The organism is Corynebacterium urinipleomorphum, from assembly GCF_900155535.1.
GTDB lineage: Bacteria > Actinomycetota > Actinomycetes > Mycobacteriales > Mycobacteriaceae > Corynebacterium > Corynebacterium urinipleomorphum.
Genome location: NZ_LT706963.1, coordinates 3929 through 25900, shown reverse-complemented (window position 1 = coordinate 25900; position 21972 = coordinate 3929). Strand labels below are relative to the sequence as shown.

Annotated in this window: 20 protein-coding genes and 1 pseudogene; 13 read left to right on the top strand and 8 right to left on the bottom strand. The window is 62.4% G+C overall.

What is annotated here, in order from left to right; all coding sequences use genetic code 11:
- Positions 1-38 precede the first annotated feature (38 nt).
- The 3 genes from CZ338_RS02970 to trhO all read left to right on the top strand — a co-directional run bounded on the left by CZ338_RS02970 (position 39) and on the right by trhO (position 4789).
- Entirely contained in the window at positions 39-2243 is a 2205-nt protein-coding gene (locus CZ338_RS02970; RefSeq protein ID WP_087116833.1) for a malate synthase G, read from the top strand.
- A 127-nt stretch (positions 2244-2370) separates the two neighbouring features.
- The gene (locus CZ338_RS02965) at positions 2371-3864 is read left to right on the top strand and encodes a DUF1846 domain-containing protein (protein WP_087116832.1); all 1494 of its coding nucleotides are present in this window, start codon (positions 2371-2373) and stop codon (positions 3862-3864) included.
- A gap of 46 nt (positions 3865-3910) precedes the next feature.
- Positions 3911-4789, top strand: a complete 879-nt coding sequence (gene trhO, locus CZ338_RS02960) for an oxygen-dependent tRNA uridine(34) hydroxylase TrhO (protein ID WP_087116831.1) — start codon at positions 3911-3913, stop codon at positions 4787-4789.
- Here the strand turns inward: trhO and CZ338_RS02955 are convergent, their stop codons facing one another.
- From CZ338_RS02955 to CZ338_RS02945, 3 genes are all read right to left on the bottom strand, one after another.
- On the bottom strand, positions 4790-5326 hold the full coding sequence (locus CZ338_RS02955) for a hypothetical protein (protein WP_235839414.1): 537 nt from the start codon (positions 5324-5326) through the stop codon (positions 4790-4792).
- A gap of 26 nt (positions 5327-5352) precedes the next feature.
- Entirely contained in the window at positions 5353-6315 is a 963-nt protein-coding gene (locus tag CZ338_RS02950) for a universal stress protein (protein ID WP_087116830.1), read from the bottom strand.
- A 103-nt stretch (positions 6316-6418) separates the two neighbouring features.
- Positions 6419-6877, bottom strand: coding sequence for a MarR family winged helix-turn-helix transcriptional regulator (locus CZ338_RS02945; protein WP_087116829.1), 459 nt, complete (start codon positions 6875-6877; stop codon positions 6419-6421).
- Between the two features lie 110 nt (positions 6878-6987).
- Between CZ338_RS02945 and CZ338_RS02940 the strand changes: the two genes are divergently transcribed.
- From CZ338_RS02940 to dnaB, 8 genes are all read left to right on the top strand, one after another.
- Positions 6988-7362 (top strand): DUF5318 family protein, encoded by a 375-nt coding sequence (locus CZ338_RS02940; protein ID WP_087117263.1) that lies wholly within the window; start codon positions 6988-6990, stop codon positions 7360-7362.
- 45 nt (positions 7363-7407) lie between these two features.
- Positions 7408-9780, top strand: coding sequence for a transglycosylase domain-containing protein (locus tag CZ338_RS02935; RefSeq protein WP_087116828.1), 2373 nt, complete (start codon positions 7408-7410; stop codon positions 9778-9780).
- Positions 9781-9865: 85 nt separating this feature from the next.
- Complete coding sequence (locus CZ338_RS02930; RefSeq protein WP_087117262.1) at positions 9866-11320, top strand: glycosyltransferase family 87 protein; 1455 nt, start codon at positions 9866-9868, stop codon at positions 11318-11320.
- A 165-nt stretch (positions 11321-11485) separates the two neighbouring features.
- Positions 11486-11935, top strand: coding sequence for a hypothetical protein (locus CZ338_RS02920; RefSeq protein WP_087116826.1), 450 nt, complete (start codon positions 11486-11488; stop codon positions 11933-11935).
- Between the two features lie 186 nt (positions 11936-12121).
- Positions 12122-12412, top strand: coding sequence for a 30S ribosomal protein S6 (gene rpsF / locus CZ338_RS02915; protein ID WP_204211856.1), 291 nt, complete (start codon positions 12122-12124; stop codon positions 12410-12412).
- Between the two features lie 137 nt (positions 12413-12549).
- The gene (locus tag CZ338_RS02910) at positions 12550-13146 is read left to right on the top strand and encodes a single-stranded DNA-binding protein (protein WP_087116824.1); all 597 of its coding nucleotides are present in this window, start codon (positions 12550-12552) and stop codon (positions 13144-13146) included.
- A 48-nt stretch (positions 13147-13194) separates the two neighbouring features.
- On the top strand, positions 13195-13647 hold the full coding sequence (gene rplI, locus CZ338_RS02905) for a 50S ribosomal protein L9 (RefSeq protein ID WP_087116823.1): 453 nt from the start codon (positions 13195-13197) through the stop codon (positions 13645-13647).
- Between the two features lie 541 nt (positions 13648-14188).
- On the top strand, positions 14189-15709 hold the full coding sequence (gene dnaB, locus CZ338_RS02900; RefSeq protein WP_087116822.1) for a replicative DNA helicase: 1521 nt from the start codon (positions 14189-14191) through the stop codon (positions 15707-15709).
- Positions 15710-15733: 24 nt separating this feature from the next.
- Here the strand turns inward: dnaB and CZ338_RS02895 are convergent, their stop codons facing one another.
- From CZ338_RS02895 to CZ338_RS02880, 4 genes are all read right to left on the bottom strand, one after another.
- Entirely contained in the window at positions 15734-17059 is a 1326-nt protein-coding gene (locus CZ338_RS02895) for an MFS transporter (protein ID WP_087116821.1), read from the bottom strand.
- A gap of 53 nt (positions 17060-17112) precedes the next feature.
- On the bottom strand, positions 17113-19347 hold the full coding sequence (locus tag CZ338_RS02890; protein ID WP_087117261.1) for a heavy metal translocating P-type ATPase: 2235 nt from the start codon (positions 19345-19347) through the stop codon (positions 17113-17115).
- 192 nt (positions 19348-19539) lie between these two features.
- A complete protein-coding gene (locus tag CZ338_RS02885) occupies positions 19540-19743 on the bottom strand; it encodes a heavy-metal-associated domain-containing protein (RefSeq protein ID WP_087116820.1) in 204 nt (67 codons plus the stop codon).
- A gap of 67 nt (positions 19744-19810) precedes the next feature.
- Entirely contained in the window at positions 19811-20014 is a 204-nt protein-coding gene (locus tag CZ338_RS02880) for a hypothetical protein (RefSeq protein ID WP_087116819.1), read from the bottom strand.
- A gap of 136 nt (positions 20015-20150) precedes the next feature.
- Here CZ338_RS02880 and trxA point away from each other — a divergent pair, with 136 nt between their 5' ends.
- Both trxA and CZ338_RS02870 read left to right on the top strand, forming a co-directional pair.
- The gene (trxA, locus tag CZ338_RS02875; RefSeq protein WP_087116818.1) at positions 20151-20528 is read left to right on the top strand and encodes a thioredoxin; all 378 of its coding nucleotides are present in this window, start codon (positions 20151-20153) and stop codon (positions 20526-20528) included.
- A 162-nt stretch (positions 20529-20690) separates the two neighbouring features.
- Positions 20691-21593, top strand: coding sequence for a PspA/IM30 family protein (locus CZ338_RS02870; protein WP_087116817.1), 903 nt, complete (start codon positions 20691-20693; stop codon positions 21591-21593).
- A 128-nt stretch (positions 21594-21721) separates the two neighbouring features.
- Here the strand turns inward: CZ338_RS02870 and CZ338_RS11055 are convergent.
- A pseudogene (locus CZ338_RS11055) lies at positions 21722-21972 on the bottom strand (NYN domain-containing protein); the annotation flags it as partial.

Here is a 21972-nt window from a genome sequence, read left to right as displayed (position 1 = left end):
GTGCCATACATATCAACTGGCTGAAAGGATCTCATTCGATGACTACGCCGCAATTCGAGGACCGCACCGAGCGCGTGGAAGCTGCCGGCCTGCAGGTTGCCCGCCCGCTGTACGACTTTGTCACGGAGCAGCTTCTGCCGGAGATCAACATCGACGCCGAGAAGTTCTGGGCCGATGCCGCGCAGTACTTCGCTGAGCTGGCCCCGAAGAACAAGGCGCTGCTCGCACGCCGCGACGAGCTGCAGGAGCAGCTGGACCAGTACTACCGCGACAACCCGGGTCAGCCGGACCCCGCGGCGCACGAGGAGTACCTGCGCTCCATCGGCTACTTGGTGGACCAGCCGACCGACGGTGCGATCCGCACCCAGAACGTCGACGAGGAATTCGCCAACGTCGCAGGCCCGCAGCTGGTGGTGCCTATTACTAACGCCCGCTTTGCCATCAACGCGGCGAACGCGCGCTACGGCTCGCTGTACGACGCGCTCTACGGCACCGACGCCATCCCGACCGAGGGCGGCGCTGAGCCGGGCGAGGGCTACAACCCGGTCCGCGGCGACCGAGTGATCGAGTGGGCACGCACCTTCCTCGACGAAGCAGTGCCGCTCGAGGGCGCATCCCACGCTGACGTGGACTCCTACGAGATCACCGAGGACGGCGCGCTGAAGATCACCGCCGACGGCAACGAGGTCGCTCTGAAGAACCCGGAGGCTTACCTCGGCTACCAGGGCGAGAAGAACGCTCCGACGGGCATCGTCCTGATCAACAACAACCTGCACATCATCATCCAGCTCGACCGCGAGCACCCGGTGGGCAAGACCGACCGCGCGGGTGTGGCCGATGTCCTGCTCGAGTCCGCTGTCTCCGCGATCATGGACTTCGAGGACTCCGCCGCAGCAGTGGACGGCACCGACAAGGCCGCCGCATACGCCACCTGGTTCGGCCTGAACAAGGGCGACATTTCCGAGACCGTGAAGAAGGGCGACAAGTCCTTCGAGCGCACCCAGTCGGACGACCTGACCTTCACCTCCAAGGACGGCTCCGAGGAGACCCTGCACGGCCGCGCCATGATGCTGTGCCGCAACGTGGGCCACCTGATGACCAACCCGGCGATCCTCATCGACGGCGAGGAGGTTCCGGAGGGTCTGCTCGACGGCCTGATCACCGTGGCCGCCGCCATTCCGGGTCTGCGCGAGGACAATCCGCACCGTAACTCCCGCACGGGTTCCATGTACATCGTGAAGCCGAAGCAGCACGGTCCGGAGGAAGTCGCGTTCACCAACGAGATCTTCGATCGCGTCGAGGAAATCTTGGGTCTGCCGAAGAACACCGTCAAGGTCGGCGTGATGGACGAGGAGCGCCGCACCTCCGCCAACCTGGATGCCTGCATCATGGCGGCAGCTGACCGCCTCGTGTTCATCAACACCGGCTTCCTCGACCGCACCGGCGACGAGATCCACACCTCCATGCAGGCTGGCCCGATGGTGCGCAAGGCAGACATGCAGACTGCGCCGTGGAAGCAGGCGTACGAGAACCACAACGTCGACGCAGGTCTCGCGCACGACCTGCCGGGCCGCGCCCAGATCGGTAAGGGCATGTGGGCAGAGACCGAGCACATGGCCGCCATGCTGGAGAAGAAGATCGGCCAGCCGCGCGAAGGCGCGAACACCGCGTGGGTCCCGTCCCCGACCGGTGCGACCCTGCACGCCACCCACTACCACCAGGTGGACGTCCACGAGGTCCAGGACGAGCTGCGTGCGGCAGGCCGCCGCGATTCTCTGAAGGACCTGCTCACCGTCCCGGTCAACACCGCGGGCGATAACTGGTCCGACGAGGAGAAGGCGGAGGAGCTGGACAACAACTGCCAGTCGATCCTGGGTTACGTGGTCCGTTGGGTCGAGCACGGCGTGGGCTGCTCCAAGGTCCCGGACATTCACGACGTGGACCTGATGGAGGACCGCGCTACGCTGCGTATTTCCTCCCAGATCCTGGCTAACTGGATCCTCCACGGTGTGGTCACCGAGGAGCAGGTGCTTGACTCGCTGGAGCGCATGGCGGTCAAGGTCGACGAGCAGAACGCCGGCGACCCGAACTACCGCCCGATGGCGGCCAACTTTGATGCATCCATCGGCTTCCAGGCGGCGAAGGACCTCATCTTCAAGGGCACCGAGTCCCCGTCGGGCTACACCGAGCCGATCCTGCACGCGAAGCGCCGCGAGTTCAAGGCAGCTAACGGCATCGCCTAAGGCAGTGCTCTAAGACATAGAGCATCAAGCGCACCACGCCCCCCTACGCAGTGAATGGGCGTGGTGCGCTTCAGTTTTTCGCTTTCGCGCGTATTGTCGCTACCGATCACGCGAAGGAGAGTTCCCCATGGTGTACAAGATCGGTTTCGACAGAGACGCCTACGTGCAGATGCAGTCGGAGCACATCTCGGAGCGTCGGCAAGCGATCGGCGGGAAGCTCTACCTCGAGATGGGCGGCAAGCTTTTCGACGACCACCATGCCTCTCGCGTGTTGCCTGGTTTCACCCCGGACAACAAGATCGCGATGCTCGAGCGCATCAAGGACGAAGTGGAAATCGTCGTGTGCGTCGCAGCCGGCGACCTTGTGCGCCAGAAGGTCCGCGCGGACTTGGGCATCACGTACGAAGACGAAGTTTTGCGGCTTATCGACGTCTTCCGTGAACGCGGATTCCTCGTCGACAACGTGGTGATCACGCAGTACGAGAACGGTGCTGACCAGGCCGACGCGTTCCGGGACAAGCTGGAGCGCCTCGGTGTGACAGTGAGTTTGCACCGCGTCATTCCGGGCTACCCGAACGACATTTCCCGCATCGTCTCCGAAGACGGCTTCGGCCGCAACGATTACGTGTCCACCTCCCGCGACGTGGTGGTGATGACCGCGCCGGGACCTGGCTCCGGCAAGCTGGCCACGTGCTTAAGCCAGGTCTACCTGGAGAACCAGCGCGGAATCCCGGCGGGCTACGCCAAGTTCGAGACCTTCCCGATCTGGAACCTGCCGCTGGAGCACCCGGTGAACCTGGCGTACGAGGCCGCGACGGTGGATCTGGACGACATCAATGTCATCGACCAGTACCACCTTGCCGCCTACGGTGAGCAGGTCTCGTCCTACAACCGCGACATCGAGGTCTTTCCGCTGCTCAAGGCCCTGCTGCAGGAGGCGACTGGCACCGAGCCGTACCAGTCCCCTACCGACATGGGCGTGAACATGGCCGGCCACTGCATCTCCGACGACGATGCGTGCCGGTACGCTGCCAACCAGGAAATCATCCGCCGTTTCCTCGCCGCGCAGGTGGATGCGCGCCGGGGTGACGTGGACCCGGCGGTTCCGGACCGTGCCGCCAACGTGATGCGCAAGGCCGGCCTCAAGGTCACCGATCGTCCGGTGGTCAGCCCGGCGCTCGCGGTCGCGGAACGCACCGGCAACCCGGGCGCGGCGCTGGAACTTCCTGACGGGGAGATCGTCACCGGGAAGACGTCGGACCTGCTCGGGCCGTCGGCAGCCGTGCTGCTCAACGCGCTAAAGAAGCTGGCGGGCATCGACGACGAGGTGCACCTCCTCTCCCCCGACGCCATCGAGCCGATCCAGACCCTCAAGACCCGGTACCTCGGTTCCCGCAACCCGCGCCTGCACACCGACGAGGTGCTCATCGCGCTATCCGCTTCTGCATCCGCTGACGAGAACGCGCGCCTGGCGCTGGAGCAGTTACAGTCGCTGCGCGGGTGCGACGCCCACATCACCACCATTCTTGGGTCCGTGGACGAGGGCATCTTCCGCAACCTCGGCGTTCTGGCAACGACGGAGCCGCAGTACTGGCGCAAAGCGCTCTACCACCGCCGCTGATTCGGGCGATTTCCGGCACAAGCAGGATCTTCCTAGACTTGGGGGCATGCCCAGCAAGATCCTCCTTTACTACCAATTCCGCCCGATCCCGGACCCCGAAGCAGTGCGTCTGTGGCAGCGTGACCTGTGTGAGGGACTGGGGCTCAATGGCCGCATCATCATCTCCCCCGACGGCATCAACGGCACCGTCGGTGGCGACATGGAGGCGTGCAAGGCGTACGTGCGGAAGACAAAGGAGTACTTCCGCGGTATCGAGTTCAAGTGGTCCGATGGAGGCGCGGAGGACTTTCCGAAACTGAGTGTGAAGGTGCGCGACGAGATCGTCTCCTTTGGCACACCGGAGGAATTGCGTGCCGACGAACGCGGAGTCGTCGGCGGCGGCACCCACCTCAGCCCCGAGCAGGTCAACGAGCTGGCGGCTTCCCGGGACGACGTAGTGTTCTTCGACGGGCGTAACGCGTACGAGGCGGAGATCGGCAAATTCAAGAACGCCGTCGTCCCCGACGTGAACACCACGCACGATTTCATTGCGGAGCTCGAATCCGGCAAATACGACTGGATGAAGGACAAGCCGGTCATCTCCTACTGCACCGGCGGCATCCGCTGCGAGATCCTCTCCTCTTTGATGATCAACCGCGGGTTCGAGGAGGTCTACCAGATCGACGGCGGCATTGTCCGCTACGGCGAGAAATACGGGAACCAGGGCCTGTGGGAGGGTTCCCTCTACGTCTTTGACAAACGCATGCACACCGAGTTCGGCCCCGAAAACGACGAGGACTTCGTTCAGGTAGGCCACTGCGTGCACTGCGGGAAGCCCTCGAACCAGCACTACAACTGCGCCAACGAGCCGCACTGCAGGCAGCAGTACGTCAGCTGCGAATCATGCCGGGAGAAGAACCCCTATTGCGCGGCGTGCAGTGAGTAGCTAAACACTGTCGCGTGCCAGCATCCCGATGGTGAGGATGAGCCACGCCATGGTGAACGGCACCAACGGGATCCAGAACACGCCCATCCACGGCACCCAGCGCTCGTAGCGGTTGAGCTTGCGCACCATGATCACCGCGCAGCCGAGCAAAGCAACGACGGGCGGAATGGACGAGATGACCGCCCAGGTGGTGCGCCAGCCGTCGCTGCACAGCCACTGCGCCTCCCCTGATTCGCAGAGCGGGCCGCCGCTGAGCCGGGCGATGACAGCGACCAGCCCGGCGACGGCGAGGGTAAGAGCAATGGATGACACAGCGTAGATGATGGCCTGGCGGGTGGAGGCACGGTTGCGCTCATTCAGCGCCACTGGGTCGGGCTGATCCGCGAGCTCATCGAAAGAGCGCGGTTCAGGCGGGACCTTGTTGTAGTAGTCAGCTGCGCTGTGCAGGTCATTCTCCGGGTGCTCGGGAATATCGCGGCGGAGCCCCGGGCGGGGTTCGCGTGATTTCCCGGACGGCTGCGACTCACTGCTGGACATATGCGCCAGTGTATCGCCAGCCTGAATCAGGGGAAGATGACCACCGGAACGGGGGCGTGGGTGAGGAAGTCTTCCGTGCGCGCATTGGTGAGCACCCTGGCAGGCTCCGTCGGCTGGGAGTCGAGGAAGAGAATGTCGCCCTTCTTCCACTTCTGGGAGTTCACCACCGGCTTCCACCCATCGCCGGCGCTCACACACGTCTCCACCTCGAAATTCTTCGGCTCCGGGATTCCGAGTGCTGCTGCGGTGTCGCTGACACAGTCGCGGGCGCGGTCGAGCAGAGCGAGGGAGGATTCATTCCATTCGTCGATAAGCGGCGCGTGGGCCTTGAGCTCGGCCTCGTAGCTGTAGGTCTGTTTCGGGGAGAACGCCATGATGCGCAAGTCGACGTCGAGAAGCATGGCAACTGTGGCAGCGACCCGCATACCGCGAGCGGACGCCTCCTCGCGCTCGTCGAGGAATGCGTAGTTGACGCGGGTGATCCCCTTCTTGGATAGTTTCACGGCGCGCGGGGCGAGACCGACGGAGATCGGTGAGTAGTGCATCATCGCATCGGCTGTAGAGGTGGCCAAGAAACGGCCCTTCTTCGCCTTTGACTTGGAGCCGAGAAGAATCAAGTCCGCGTGAAAGCGCTGTGCTTCCTCAGAGATCAATTCGTGGCGCGGTGCTCCATCGCGGAATACAGCCCATTCATCATCCCACGCCTTGTGCGGGACGTGCTCTTTCAGGGCGGAACGGATCGCGTCGATGCGCTTGCTCTCGGTTTTCTTGAACCACTTTTTGTACTGCTTGCTCTTCTTCCCCCGCAGAGACGACCACGGGCGGGGTGCGGTACTGACCACGCGGATAGAGCAGGCGGTGGTGCGGGCGAGCCACGCGGCGAACTCGACAGCTTCCTCCCCGGATTGGTCCCAGCCCACGAGGACATGGAGAGGGCGCTCCTGGCCGACGTGAGGCAGGAGCTCCGGAGCGAGGGGGTATGAATCCATGTGGCGCGCGCGTTAATGAAAAACCAACAGGGCCTTAATTTTATATGGCCCTAGTGCACATGGACAATTCCTTCCCTATTGGGAAGGACGGACCAGTCGGCGATTACTCGATATTTCCCGTGTTGTAGGAGCGTGCGAGCTCAGCCAAAGCCGGCGTTGCTTCCTTGAGCTGGGTCAGCGACTCCGGGTCGAGGGTAGAGATCATCTCAGCGACGTACTTAGTGCGCTCGTCCGCCACACGGTCGTACTCCTTGATGCCCCTGTCGGTGATCTCCACCTTCACGCCGCGGCGGTCTGTTTCGTCGCGGACACGGTGGACCAAGTCGCGCTGCTCGAGCTGGTGCAGCGTGTTCGACGCCGTGGGCATCCGAATGCCCTCCTCCTGCGCCAGCTGGCTGATGCGCATCGGACCGGTCTCGATCAGGCGCTCCATGATGGAGAGCTGAGGACCCGTAATGTCCGAATGCTCCGCGATACGGAAATAGGCGACGTAGAGCTTCGTCAGAAACGGGCGGATTTCCTGCGCGACCTTGTATGCATCCTCTGAGGACTTTTGTGACATGGCCACCAGTGTAGGTGCTCACCACAGAAATTAAGAAGAGGACACGAATTTTCACCTACCGAAGAATCGGGTAATCCCGCGGAAAAGATGCGGAGAGTACGCTGGTGACGATGTTTCAGTTGGTTCACACGGTGTCCCACGAGTGGGAACGGCGCGCGGTTCTGCGTGAATTTCGGGCAGGAAAGAAGAGCCGCGAAGAGGTGTGCGACGCGGATTTTCTGCTCCGGGCTGCGGCCGAGCACCACGGGGTGGATGCCGCCCGCCCGTGCCCGATCTGCGGGTCACCTATGCGAAATATCCTATGGGTATACGGCGAGAACCTCGGGCGCCGCTCCGGGTCCGCTCGGAGTGAGGAAGAAATAGTAGAGCTTATCGACGAAGCCGGTCCCTTCACCGTCCACAAAGTGGAAGTCTGCGCCACCTGCCGGTGGAACCACCTCCTAAGCGCATCTGAGGCTGTTCCAGTTCCGTCATTCCGTGATTAAGGAAGTAGTCTGTCCTACAGGAAACGAGTAGGCAGGAACACTTCATTGGCACGAGAAACTGACTCCGGTAAAGCTTCCGGCAAGAAGCCATCCGCATCACGCCGGGACGCCCGGGAAAAAGAAAATACCAGCTCGTCGAAAAAGAGCACTGGAAAAGGCGCTGGCAAGTCCACGACCTCCGAGAAGAGCTCCGTCAAGGATTCGACGAAGAAGAATTCGGGAACCAAAGGCGGCTCCACCGCGAAGGCTGGCGGCTCGTCGAGCACCAAGGTGACCAAACAGAAGAGCCGCAAAGGCCAATGGTTCGCCGCTATCGCTTTGGCGCTCGTTTTGATTCTGGCTGTGCCCCTAGTCATTTTCGGCGTGAAGTACCTTCGCGCGGATCTGCCTAAGCCGGGCGAGATTGAGACCGCCCAAGTCTCCACCATCTTCGCCAACGACGGCACCACGGAGCTGGCCCGCATTGTGCCCGCAGAGGGCAACCGCGAGCAGATTCCTCTCGACGAAGTGCCGAAGCACGTGCAAGATGCTGTGCTCGCCGCCGAGGACCGCGACTTCTGGGAGAACTCCGGCTTCTCCTTCACCGGTTTCGGCCGTGCGGTGCTCGGCCAACTGACCGGCGACGACAGCGCGGGCGGCGGTTCGACCATCACCCAGCAGTACGTGAAGAACACGATTGTCGGAAACGAGCGTTCCTACCAGCGCAAATTCAATGAGCTGGTCTACTCGATCAAGATGACCCGCAACTGGACGAAGGAAGAGATCCTCGCCGGCTACCTCAACACCATTTACTTTGGCCGTAACGCTTACGGTATCCAGGCAGCGGCGAACGCCTACTTCGACAAACCCGCCTCGAAGCTCACCGTCGAGGAAGGCGCCGTGCTTGCCAGCCTGATCCAGCTGCCCAGCCAGCTGGATCCGTGGAACAACGAGCAAGACTCGATGAACCGTTGGAATTACGTCCTCGACGGCATGGTGGAAATGGGTGCTCTCACGCCTGCGCAGCGCACGGAGGCCAAGTTCCCGGAAACCCGCGACCCGCAGACGTACTCGGCCTACACGGAAGCGACTGGACCCAACGGCCTGATCAAGAACCAGGTCATCGCGGAGCTGGCTCAGGTGGGCATCAGTGAATCCGACGTGACCAACCGCGGCCTGCAGATCACCACCACCATTGACCAGCGCACCCAGGATCAGGTTCTTGCTACTGCCGAGGAGCAACTGAGCCTCCTGCAGGAGGATGCCCGCACCGGTGTCGTGGCCATCGACCCGGCCACCGGCGCCGTGAAAGGCTACTACGGCGGCGACGATGCCAGCGGATGGGACTACGCCAACGCCGGGCTGCAGACGGGATCCTCGTTCAAGATCTTCGGTCTCGCCGCTGCTCTTCAGCAGGGCATTCCGTTGTCGGCGTACTACGATTCCTCGCCGGTGACGGTGGGCAACAGGACAATCAACAACGACTCCGGCACCTACGGCGGCGTCACGTCCCTGTCGGAGGCGCTGAAGAATTCCTACAACACCTCCTTCATCCGAATGCAGTCCGATTTGGACAATGGAGCGCAAGACACTGCCGACATGGCGCACGCGCTCGGTGTGGCCCGCGAGTTGCCGAATGTGCCGGAAACGCTTTCGGAGAACGGCGGCGCGCCGTTCGACGGCATCATCCTCGGCCAGTACCAGTCCCGAGTGATTGACATGGCAACCGGTGTGGCCACCCTGATCAACCGTGGCGTGTGGCACCCACCGCACTTTGTTCAGCGCGTCACCTCCGCTGACGGCGAGGTCCTCTACGAGTTCAACCCGGACTACAAGGAGCGCCGAGTCTCGGCCCAGGTCGCGGACAACGTCGTAGAGGCAATGCAGCCCATCGCGGGCTGGTCGAACAAGGCCCTGGCGGGCGGACGCCCCTCGATTGCCAAGACCGGTACTGCCCAGATGGGCGACACCGGCGCGAACAAGGACGCGTGGATGGTCGGCGGCACCCCGCAGCTCGCACTCGCTGTCTGGGTCGGCACCGCCGACAACACCTCCCCGATCTACAACTCCTGGGGCGGCAACATGTACGGGTCAATGTCTCCGGGCTCGATCTGGAAGGGGATCCTCGACGGCGTGCTCGAGGGCCAGGAATTCCAGGAATTCCACCCGGCCACACCGATCAACTGGGGCGTCAACGCGTACTCGGGCGGCAGCTACGGCGGAGGCACGGCGCCGAGCTACCAGAGCTACGACTATGACTACAGCCAGCAATCCGGCCCCGCGGCAGAAGCTCCGGCAGCCTCTGCTCCGGCGGCAGAAGCGCCCGCGCCCGCGCCAGCTCCCGCGCCTGCGCCAGCCCCAGCACCGGCTCCTGCCCCACCGGCCCAGCAGGCACCGCAAGTTGACCTCGGCGAGTTGATTGGTGATTTGGTCGGTTAACGTGGCTACAAAGCAGGAACTCACGCAGTGGCCCAACCCGGCCGACCGCGTCCAGCCGGGCACAACGGAGCCCGTCGCCGCGGGCATGATGAACGTCCTCGGCGGGACCATGGGGCGTTTCGCGCAGATCGGCCGTGGTCGCTGGTGGACACCGCTGCGCACCATCATCGCTGTGGCGTGGACATTCCTGGCACTCGGCGCGCTGTCAAAGTCCAACTGCGCACGCGGCAAGCTTGTCGACGGCTCGATGCAGCTCAACTGGGACGGTAACCGCCAATACACCTCGTTCTGCTATAACGACATCGTTCCTTTGTACGGGGGCCGCGGTCTCGACCAGCCCGGTTTCGTTTACGACTATTCCTGGGTAGAGGGTGACATCACCCGGTACATGGAGTACCCGGTTCTCGGCGGCCTGTTCCAGGGACTCATGGGGTGGGTGGCCAGGACGACGTACCCGGTCGTCGATAAGCTTCTGCCCGATTCGGGCTGGTACTTTTATCTGACTGCTCTTGTCATGGCCGCGATCTGGGTGGCGACAGCCCGCATGGTGGCGGAACTGGCGGGCAACCGCGTGTGGGACACCATTCTCGTGGTGGCCTCTCCCCTGCTGATCATGCACGCGTTCACCAACTGGGACATCCCCTCGATTGCGCTAGCCGTCGGCGCGATGCTGGCGGCGCGGAACAAACGGTTCTGGCTCGCCGGTGTGCTCATCGGAGCTGGCACCGCGTTCAAGATGTGGCCGCTCTTCCTGCTCGGGGCCTATTTGGTCGTCTTCCTGCGGCGACGCGACATGTTGCCGTGGGTCAAGATGACCGTGGGTGCTGCTGTGACGTGGCTGGCGGTGAATGTTCCGCTCATGCTGCACAACTATGAAGCGTGGCACGAATTCCAGCGTCTCAATACTGAGCGCGGCTGGGAATGGACCACGATTTACGCAGTGATCTCCCGCATGACGGGATGGAGCGGATTCGATTCCGGTGAGGGCGCCCCAGTCATTTTGAACACCGTGACCCTCGTTCTGTTCTTGGCTGGCTGCCTATTCGTTCTCGTGGCCGGGCTGAAGGCGCCGCAGACGCCGCGCGTTGCTGAGCTCGTTGTGCTCATCGTCGGCTTCTTCCTGCTGTTCAATAAGGTGTGGAGCCCCCAGTACTCGCTGTGGTTCGTCGTGCCCGCGGTACTGGCTCTCCCCTACTGGCGCCTGCTGCTGTCCTGGATGACCGTGGATATGCTGGTCTGGCCGATTCTGATGTGGCACATGATGGGAACCGACAACCTCGGGCTGCCCGGCGGTGTGCTCAACCTCGTGGTCATCGCGCGCGATGCGTTCATCGTGGCGATCATGGTCCTCGTTGTCCAGCAAATGTTCGGCCGCCGCCGCGACAAAGTGCGCGAGGCGCACTTCGGTTGCGACCCGCTCATGACCACCCCGGATGACTGGGAGGAGGCGAAACACGAATGGGTATCACGACAATCCTTGGAATCTGTTCCATCATCCTCGCATTCCTCCTCTTTGTCGCCTGCTACTGGACAGTTGTGAACAACAAGCCCCCGGCTCTCTCCGTCGGGCTCGGGCTCGCCGCATTCATCTTCATGACCTTCGTTCCGGTCTTTCTTGCGGTATTCGTTGCTGCGCCCAATGCCGGGCAATAGGGCTTCTCACCGATCCATTGCTGGCTTCCCGCGGGTATGTAGTGTGGAGTTCATGAGCATCAGGAAACTAACTGCCCTAGCCGCTGTACCCGTCCTTGCCGTCTCTTTAGCCGCCTGCGGTGAGAGCGACGACACTACGTCCGCAACCGACGGAGCGGCCGAGACATCCGTTGCCGAAGAGGTCGCAACTGAGTCCGCGCCTGGGACCGTGACCGAGTCCACTTCCCCCGGAGCTGACGGTGGGACGGACGACCAAATTGTGGCTGCCCAACACGATCTTCCCCGGGAAGTCAGTGACTACACGGGCGAGGCGAAATCAGATATGGGCGAGGAATCTGTCACCCCCGACGAGGTTGAGCGAGTCTTGGCCGCCGCGAACAACAAGGAAGCCGGCGTAGACATCGAGTGGGACGATGACGGCTACTGGGAAATTTCGTTCGGCGGCATCGACATCGATGTCGACCCGTACGGCCTCGTCCTCGAAGTCGACCGGGACGATTGATCGATTGAGCGATAATGATCGCAGCTAGGTATTGACCCTTCATGTTTTCCAACGAAACTCAAGGATTTCTTCCTGGTTGTTTGCTGCGGTACGCTGGACGGGTTGCTTGACGCAACGACCCTCCTGCCACTGCCAACGGGGCGGTGGCCGAAACCATTGAAACGACCATAGGAGGTGATGAGGTCCGTGCGTCACTACGAAGTAATGATCATTCTTGACCCGAGTCAGGATGAACGCACTGTTGCCCCGTCCCTGGACAAATTCCTCGAGATTGTCCGCAAGGATAACGGCACGGTGGAGAACGTCGATGTGTGGGGCAAGCGCCGTCTTGCATACCCCATCGACAAGAAGGAAGAGGGCGTCTACGCAGTAGTCACCCTGGATTGCGCGTCTGAGACCGTCCAGGAGCTCGACCGCCGTCTGAACCTGAACGACTCTGTCATCCGCACCAAGGTTCTGCGCACCGACAACAAGTAGGCGCTGAACTTATAGAACGGGCGCGAAGGTGAAAACCCCAGCGCAAGGGCTGTGTCCAGTGCGGTCTATACACTGGCTTGCACACACTGTTCACTAGAACCCACAAGGTTCAAAAGGTTCAAAGGTAAGGACGAAAAATGGCACAAGGCGATACCCCCATCACTGTCGTAGGCAACCTCGTTGCTGACCCGGAATTACGTTTCACGCCTACTGGACTTGCGGTGGCGAATTTCCGCATCGCATCCACTCCACGCGTGTACAACCGCGAATCCGGCCAGTGGGAAGACGGCGAAGCTTTGTTCCTGACCTGCAACGTGTGGCGTGAGGCCGCGGAAAACGTTGCGGAGTCGCTGACTAAGGGCATGCGCGTCATCGTGAACGGCCGCCTGAAGCAGCGTTCTTACCAGAACCGTGAAGGGGAAAACCGCACGGTATTTGAGGTGGAGGCCGATGAAGTCGGACCTTCCCTTAAATACGCCAGCGCCAGCGTGAACCGGAACTCCCGTGACGGAAACTCCGGTCGCTCCGGCGGCGGTTTCGGCGGTAACCAGGGCAATCAAGGCAACCAGTTCCAAGGCGGCCAGTCCACCGGTGGTTTCGGTGGCGGCAGCCAAGGCAACCAAGGCGGTCAGTCTGGCCAGGGCCAGCAGAACAACCAGCCTGCCAATGACCCGTGGAATTCCGCTCCCCCTGCCGGTGGTTTCGGCGGCATGGACGATGAGCCCCCGTTCTAAAGAACATCGACAACCCACCATCAACTTTCAGAAGGAAAGGTAAGGATTATGAAGCTGATCCTCACCGCTGCCGTTGATAACCTTGGTGAACCCGGCGATATTGTCGAGGTCAAGGACGGCTACGGACGTAACCTTCTGCTTCCGCGCGGCCTGGCCATCGTGGCCACCCGAGGCGCTGAGAAGCAGATTGAGGACATCAAGCGCACCCAGCAGGAGCGCGAAGTGCGCGACCTGGACCACGCTAAGGAACTGCGTGACCAGCTCGACCAGCTGGAGGGCGTCACCGTCACGGTGCGCACCGCCAACAACGGCAAGATCTTCGGTTCGGTGAAGCCGGGCGACATCGCCGACGCTGTTTCCGCAGCTGGCGGCCCGAGCTTGGACAAGCGCCGCATCAACGTGCCGAAGGGTCTCGTGACCAGCACCGGCGGCTACCAGGTCAAGGTCCGACTCCACGATGACGTGGAGGGCAAGGTGAACTTCGAGGTCGTGAGCGCTTAACAGCCCGCTACACGGCGATCGCATTGCGCGATCCAACGACAACAGCTTTGAGCGTGGGTCCCACTTGTGAGGAGTGGGGCCCGCGCTCTTTTGTGCGCGCAGAGGGGGTTTGGGCGGCCGGATACTGTCGTTTTGCTAGTCCACACAGGTGTTGTGGATAACTGGTGGAAAAGTGCCAGTTGGGAGAGCGAAATGGGGGCGCGAAGGTGGATCAGGCGGCCTTAGAGTTATGTATTTTCGTCTTGTCAAACCCGCTGGTTGTGAAGTTATGCACTACGAATGTTGCTTTTGAACGGTGAATGTAACCGGCCTGACCTGCATGGAAAGGAGAGTATGTGGATTGAAAGGATGGATGTCCACACTTTGTCCACAGGGTTGAGTCATGGGATGTGGAATTCCACGTGGGATTTGCAACGGTTATTCACATAGGGCTGTGGATAACTCTGTAGAGCGCTTCTTTCGGAGGATGAGCAACGACCGTGTGGTTCACCCCGAGGGGTAACATCTCACACGACCTGACAACGTGAAGGAGCGGGAGCAGATGGCATCGGGGACAGCGGGATCAACTGGAGGACATGCGGGGCAGGACGCCTACACCAGTTCAGACAGCTTCGCGGACGACGCAGTGCCACTGCCGCCCGAGCCCAGTGACGGGCCGGATGAGTACCGCGGCAACTCCGGGGGCTCGTCCCGCTACAGCAAAGGCAAGGGGTTCACTCAGGACCGGGATGACCTGAGTGAGTACAGGCAGCCGCCCCATGACCGTAAAGCGGAGCAGGGCGTTCTGGGCGCGATGTTGTTGAGCCCGAACACCGTGGTGGATGTGATCGAGCTTCTGCGGGTGGAAGATTTCTATTTCCCGGCGCACCAGCTGATCTACCAAGCCATCCTGGATTTGTATTCGCAGGGTTCCGAGGTGGATGTGCTGATCGTCAGCGGCCGGCTCGACCGCTTGAACCAGCTCGAGCGGGCGGGCGGGGCGCCGTACCTGCACACGCTTATTTCTGAGGTTCCTACGTCGGCTAACGCACGCTATTACGCGGACATTGTGGGGGAGAAGTCGACGCTAAGGCAGCTCGTGGATGCGGGAACACGTGTGGCCCAGCTGGGATACGACGGTGCTGAGGGAATGGAGATTGAGAATCTCGTCGACCGAGCTCAGCAGGAAGTCTTCGCCGTGGCGCAGCAGAAGACCGGGGAAGACTACCGTGCACTCGCGGACCTGCTCAAACCCACGGTGGATGAGCTCGCCGCGTATGAGAAGGACGGCGGTCTGGCAGCAGGTGTGCCCACCGGTTTCATTGACCTTGACCGCCTCACTAACGGCCTCCATGCCGGGCAGATGATCATCATCGCGGCACGTCCCGGTGTGGGTAAGTCCACGCTGGCCATGGACTTCGTGCGTTCTTGCTCCATTCACAACGGGCTGACTTCGGTGATCTTCTCGCTGGAGATGAGCGCCTCCGAGATCGTCATGCGTCTTCTCTCCGCTGAGACGGAGATCAAGCTCTCGGCGATGCGCTCGGGGCAGATGGAGGAATCCGACTGGGAGAAGCTCACCCAGCGCCTCCGCGAGATTCAGGCCGCACCGATCTTCGTGGATGATTCGCCGAACCTGACCATGATGGAGATCCGTTCGAAGGCCCGCCGCTTGAAGCAGCAGCACGGCTTGGACCTAGTAGTGCTCGACTATATGCAGCTGATGAGCTCGGGGCGGAAAGTGGAATCACGCCAGCAGGAAGTCTCCGAATTCTCCCGTCAGCTCAAATTGCTGGCTAAGGAGCTTGAGGTGCCCGTCATTGCCATTTCCCAGCTCAACCGTGGCCCGGAGGCGCGCACTGACAAGCGACCGCAGTTGGCGGACCTGCGTGAGTCCGGCTCATTGGAGCAGGACGCCGACATTGTCATGCTGCTGTACCGCCCGGATTCCCAGGACCGTGACAACGAGCGTGCCGGTGAGGCGGACATCATCGTAGCCAAGCACCGCGGTGGACCAATTGACACCATTGCGGTGGCGCACCAGCTGCACTACTCGCGGTTTGTCAACATGGCCCGCGGCTAACCTCGCAGCTAATCCACCAGCCAGTTAATCCAGAGCCTTGCCGCGCTGTTCCGGCAGCGTCAGCGCGGCGATGCATGCGAGAGCGAATGCCGCGGCGAAGACTCCGAAGACCGCCGTCGGGCCGCCGAAAGCGAGCACTGACGGAACGAGCAGCGGCGCGATGATCGACCCGATCCTGCCGAACGCGGCGCCGGCGCCTGTCCCAGTGGCACGGATAGGGGTGGGGTAGAGCTCCGGGCCGATGGCGTACAAGGCACCCCAGGCACCGAGGTTGAAGAAGGACAAAAGGCACCCAGCGGCGATGATTTGCCAGGGTGCCGCAGCGAACCCGTAAAGCACTGCCGCGAGGGCAGACCCGGCGAGGAAGGTCGAGAGCGTGATGCGGCGGCCCCAGACCTCGATCAACCAGGCGGCCGCGGCGTAGCCGGGCAGCTGGGCCACGGTGATGATCAGCGTGAATGTGAAGGAACGCACGAGAGTGAAGCCCTGATCCACCAGGAGTGACGGGATCCAGATGAACGCGCCGTAGTAGGAGAGGGACACCCCGAACCAGACACCCCAGAAGGCGGCTGTGCGTCGGCGCATGTCAGGGCCCCAGATCCCGCCGCGCACGGTCTCCGCGGCAGCAGGGGCTGGGGAGTGGTCGATCTGCGCAGGGTCGACTTCCGCCTCGAACGATTGGACAATCGCCTCAGCTTCTTCGTGGCGGCCGACTGACTCGAGGTAACGCACGGATTCCGGCAAGCCCAATCGCACGTAGATGGCGTAGAGAGCCGGGACCGCACCGAGTGCAAAGCCCCAGCGCCACCCGTTCTCTCCCTGGGAGACCACGAATGTTCCGATCACTGCGGCCATGATCCAGCCGACCGCCCAGAATGCCTCGAGCAGGACGACCATGCGGCCGCGGACCTTCCTCGGGGAGAACTCACTGACCAGTGTGGAAGCGACGGGGAGTTCCGATCCCAGGCCCAGACCGACGAGGAAACGGAAGACCATGAGCGCGCCGACAGACCAGGCCAGAGCGGACGCGCCGGTGGCCAGGCCGTAGAGCAAAAGCGTGCCGGCGAAGACTTGGCGGCGGCCGATCTTGTCGGCCAGTAGGCCACCCAGGGATGCACCGATGGCCATACCGATGAAGCCAATCGAGGCGATCCACGAGGTGGTCGATTTATCTAGGTCCCAATGGACCGCCAGCGCCGCGATGATGAAGGACACGAGTCCGACATCCATCGCGTCTAAAGCCCAGCCGATGCCCGAGCCGACAAGCAGCCGTTTGTGCTTATCGGTGACGGGAAGACGGTCGAGCCGCTCGTTACGGGATACGGTGTTTGCGCTGGCAGTGCTGCTCATAGGCGCGAATCATAGTCAGTGCTAATGAGCACCCACTAGCTCAGCACCAAAATCTATTCAGACCCGGACTTCTCGCGCAGCGGGCGGAACCGGTTCAGACGCAACGAGTTGGACACGACGAACACGGACGAGAACGCCATGGCGATGCCCGCCAGCATGGGGTTGAGCAGACCCGTAGCGGCGACGGGCACGAGGATGACGTTGTAGGCGAATGCCCAGAACAAATTGCCCTTGATCGTGCGCAGCGTCCTGCGGGACAAACGGATCGCGTCCGCAGCGGCGGCAACATCGTTGCCCATCAAGGTGATGTCGGCGGCTTCGATCGCGACGTCGGTGCCCGACCCCATGGCCAAGCCCAAGTCGGCGGTGGCCAGAGCAGCGGCGTCGTTGACACCGTCGCCGACCATGGCGACGACCTTGCCGTCGGCTTGCAACTTTTCCACCACATCGACCTTGCCCTCCGGCAACACTGAGGCGATGACGTTCTCACCGTCAATGCCCACAGCCTCCGCTGCCGCGTGAGCCGCGCCGGGGTTATCGCCGGTGAGCAGGTACGGGGTCAGCCCCAGGTCACGCAGGTCCGCGATCGCTTGGGCGGAGGACTCTTTCACGGTGTCGCGCACGGCGATCACGCCGGCATCGGCACCGTCCACCGTCACAGACACGGCCGTCGCGCCGGCTTCCTCCAGTGCGCGGGCGCGCTCACCTTTGCCGCGGGAGACGGTGACGGAAGCGCCGTCCACCTCAGCGCCCACACCTTGGCCTGGGGTGCTGGTGAAGTCCGTGGCCTTGGGCACGCGGAGATCGGATGCGCCGGCGAGGATTGCGCGGGCAATTGGATGCTCCGAGCCCGCCTCGACAGCGGCAGCCAGCGCAAGCAGTTCGTCCGCGCTGAATCCATCGGCCGGCTCGACGGCGTCGACAGCCATCTCGCCCGTGGTGACGGTCCCTGTCTTGTCCAGCACGATCGTGTCCACCCGCCGGGTGGATTCCAGTACCTCCGGGCCCTTGATTAGCAGCCCCATGCGCGCACCGCGGCCGGTGCCGACCAAGATCGCGGTCGGGGTAGCCAAGCCGAGGGCGCACGGGCACGCGATGATGAGCACGGCCACAGCAGCGGTGAACGCTTCCGCCGTAGGATGCCCGAGGACAAGGTGCACAATCAGAGTGATCAGCGCAATCCCGATCACTGCGGGGACGAAGACGCGGGAAATGCGGTCCACAAGCTTTTCGACGGGCGCCTGCCCCGCCTGCGCCTCCCGCACCAGTTCGCTCATACGCGACAGTGTCGTTTCAGAGCCCACGCGTGTGGCCTCCACGACCAGGCGGCCGGTCTGATTCACCGTCGCTCCGGTCACTGAGTCGCCTTCGCTCACCTCTACCGGCACTGATTCACCGGTAAGCATCGAATTGTCCACGGCCGAGGAACCGGAGACCACTGTGCCGTCCGTGGCGATCTTCTCGCCCGGGCGCACCACGAACTGGTCCCCGACAACCACTTGTGCGACCGGAACGCGCACTTCTTGGCCGTCGCGGATCACCGCGGCATCCTTCGCGCCCATGGTGGCTAGGTCGCGCAGCGCCTCAGACGACTTGCCCTTGGCCTTTGTCTCGAACCATCTACCCAGCAGCAAGAACGTGATCACCACGGCGACGGTTTCGAGGTAGATCTCGTCGGTGCCGTCGCCGTGCCCGCCGGTGGAGAAGGGATGCATCTCCATGGTCATGCCGGGTTCGCCAGCGTTGCCCAGGAACAATGCCCACACCGACCACACGTAGGCGGCGGTCGTGCCCATGGTGATCAGCGTGTCCATGGTCACCGCGCCATGCTTCAGGTTCGTCCACGTCGCTTTGTGGAACGGTGCGCCAGCCACGACGTACACCAGCGTGGTCAGCGTGAACACTGCCCACTGCCAGTATGTGAACTGCAGTGCCGGGATCATGGACACCAGCATGATCGGCACCGACAGGAGCGCCGACCAGATGACGGTCCGCTTGAGAGAGTCGGCCTCATTCTCCCGGGCCAGGGTGATGCTGTCGTACGGGTCGTCGGTAGTCCCCGAAGAGGCTTCATCGCTTGCGGCACTGGAATCGCCGGACCCTGCGGCGGACATCGCGAACGCGTCGTAGCCTGCGTCCCGCACCACCTGGATGAGGGATTCGCGGTCGGTCCGCGCCGGGTCATAATCCACGGAGGCCGTCTCGGTGGAGAAGTTCACGCTGGCCTCAACACCGTCGACCTTGTTCAGTTTCCGCTGCACGCGGGAAGAACAGGACGTGCAAGTCATCCCCGTCACCCCCAAATCGAGGTGTTCAAGCTGGTTCGACGCTAACACTGGTGCCGGGCTATTCACCGCGCATTCATCCTTTCCTCCGTGCTTCTCTCACCCACATGGAACACACGAGAAGGCCCGGAGATTCCCAAAAGGGAAAATCCGGGCCATGCTCACGCGCAGCAATCTGCGCTACAAACTATGCGGTTAGACCAGTGTGTAACCGGCTTCCTTCACTGCGGCCGCGATCTGATCGCGTTCAAAGCCTTCGCCACTCACAGTCACAGCACCGGTCGTGTGGTCGGCTGTCACACCGGTCACTCCGGGGACTTCGCTGACCTCTTCGACGATGCTGGCCTCGCAGTGGGCGCAGGTCATGCCTTCAACGGTGTACTGAGTCTGATCTGCCATAGTGATCACCTTCCCAAATAGGGTTGCGGTCCCGAAATCGGGGGAACGGTCCCCATGGTAGGGCGCTTTAGACGTCGATAAGCGAAAAGCCTGCGTATTCGACTGCGAGCGAGATCTGGTCGTCGGTGAACCCTTCGCCCCGCACGCGCATGATCTGCTCGTCCACCTCGATCTTGACGCCCTGCGTGCCCAGCACCTGACTCACCTCGTCCTTCAACTTCGCCACAGAATCCTCGTCTGTGGGGCCTTCGAAACGGTAGTTCTTAGTCACGTGTTCTCCTTAGACCACATTTCGCTTCGCGCGAGGGAATGAAGCCAGCGTTGATAGGGTTGAACCAACATAGACCCCGTTTTCACGGGGAACTCCCTAAGTATGAGGTTACTAAAGCAGTTATAGGAGCTGAAGAGTGAGTACCGTCAATGTAACTGAGGACACGTTCACCGAGACCATCGAGAACAACGACATCGTTATCGTCGACGCGTGGGCTGACTGGTGCGGCCCGTGCAAGGCATTCGCCCCGACGTTTGAAAAGGCGTCCGAGCAGCACGACGACATTACCTTTGCCAAGCTGGACACCGAAGCTAACCAGGGCCTGTCCGCAGCCCTGCAGATTCAGTCCATCCCGACGCTCTTCGCTTTCCGCGAGGGCATTCTGCTCGGCCAGACCTCCGGCGCAATGCCGCCCGCGGGCCTCGAGGAGTTCATCCAGGCCGTCCGCGACGTTGACATGGCTGAAGTCCACCGCGACATCGAGCAGCAGAACGCACAGCGCGGCGACGCTTAAGCGCAGCCTGCTTATCGACGAAATCCCCGGCGCCCCCGACCACCGAGTGCGGCACCGGGGATTTCGTGTGCCGGGGTGATGCTACGGCTCCCGACGAACAGACTTGAACGCACGTAAGCTCGTGAGCGACCAAAGGCTCCCGAAAGCAAAGGACCCGCACCAATGGCTAACCCGTTCAGCAAGGGCTGGAAGTACCTGATGCAGTCGTTCGACTCGAAGATCGACGAGAACGCCGACCCGAAGATCCAGATCGAGCAGGCTGCCGCCGCGGCGAAGGAACAACACAACGCGATCACCCGCCAGGCGGCGGAGATCATCGGTTCCAAGAAGCAGCTGGAGCTGAAGATCAACCGCCAGCGGGAGAAGCTGGCGGAGCTGAAGCAGAAGACGCAGACTGCTCTGCAGATGGCGGACAAGGCTGCCGCCGAAGGCGACACCGCCAAGGCGCAGCAGTTCAACACCACTGCCGAGACACTCGCAGCGCAGCTCGTCGCCGTCGAGCAGGAGCTGGCGGACCTGTCCACCCAGTACGGTGCAGCCGAGCAGGCCGCCGCCCAGGCCGAGCAGCAGCAAAAGCAGTCCGAGGCTCGTCTGCAGGAGCAGTTGAACGAGGTCAACCGCCTGCGCTCCCAGGCCGACCAGGCGAAAATGCAGGAGCAAACCGCGCAGACGATGGACACTATCGGCCAGTTCAAGACTGATGATTCCGTGCCTACCCTGGACGGCGTGCGGGAAAAGATCGAGCGCCGCTACGCCACCGCACTGGGCCAGCAGGAGCTGTCCGAGTCCGGCGTGAACGGTGTCATGGCCGAGATCGAGACAGGTCAGACCGACGTGGCCACGAGCTCCAAGCTCGCCGAAATCCGCGCCGCCATGGCATCCGAGAATGCCGGCCAGCTGACCGCGGGCGCCGAAGCGGGCTCCAGCTCCGATGTCAATGCAGATGCCGACACGGACAGCACCTTGGGCAACGCGTCCGGCGCGGAGGCTAATACAGAGCCGACCGACGGGGAGCCGGCCGAGGAGAGCCTCGACCGTTTCGACGGCGAGTCCCCGCAGGCCTAACCCGCGACCTTTTTCCCGAACGGTAACAATCGATCGGTAACTTTGCTTGTTTTCCCGCCGTTATGTCTTCACAGGGCGACCTAACGGGCGGGGGTTACCGTTGGATTGTTACCGTTCGCGCTTTCGGCTTAGCCCTGCGTCCGGCGAATGTTGATCAGCACGCCCCGGATGCCGGAGTGGAAGCCATCGCGCAGGTTCACGCGCTGGTGCTCGCTGAGCGTGTATTCGTGCAGCGTCTCGCAGGCGAACTGAAGCAGCGGCCGGTCGATCTCCGGGGGTAAGCCGCCGCCGGAGAGCATGTGCGCCTTATCGCGCTGCTCGGAAGACGCGGCGTTGTCGTACCACCACGTCGCGTACTGCTGGCCCACGTCGAACGGGG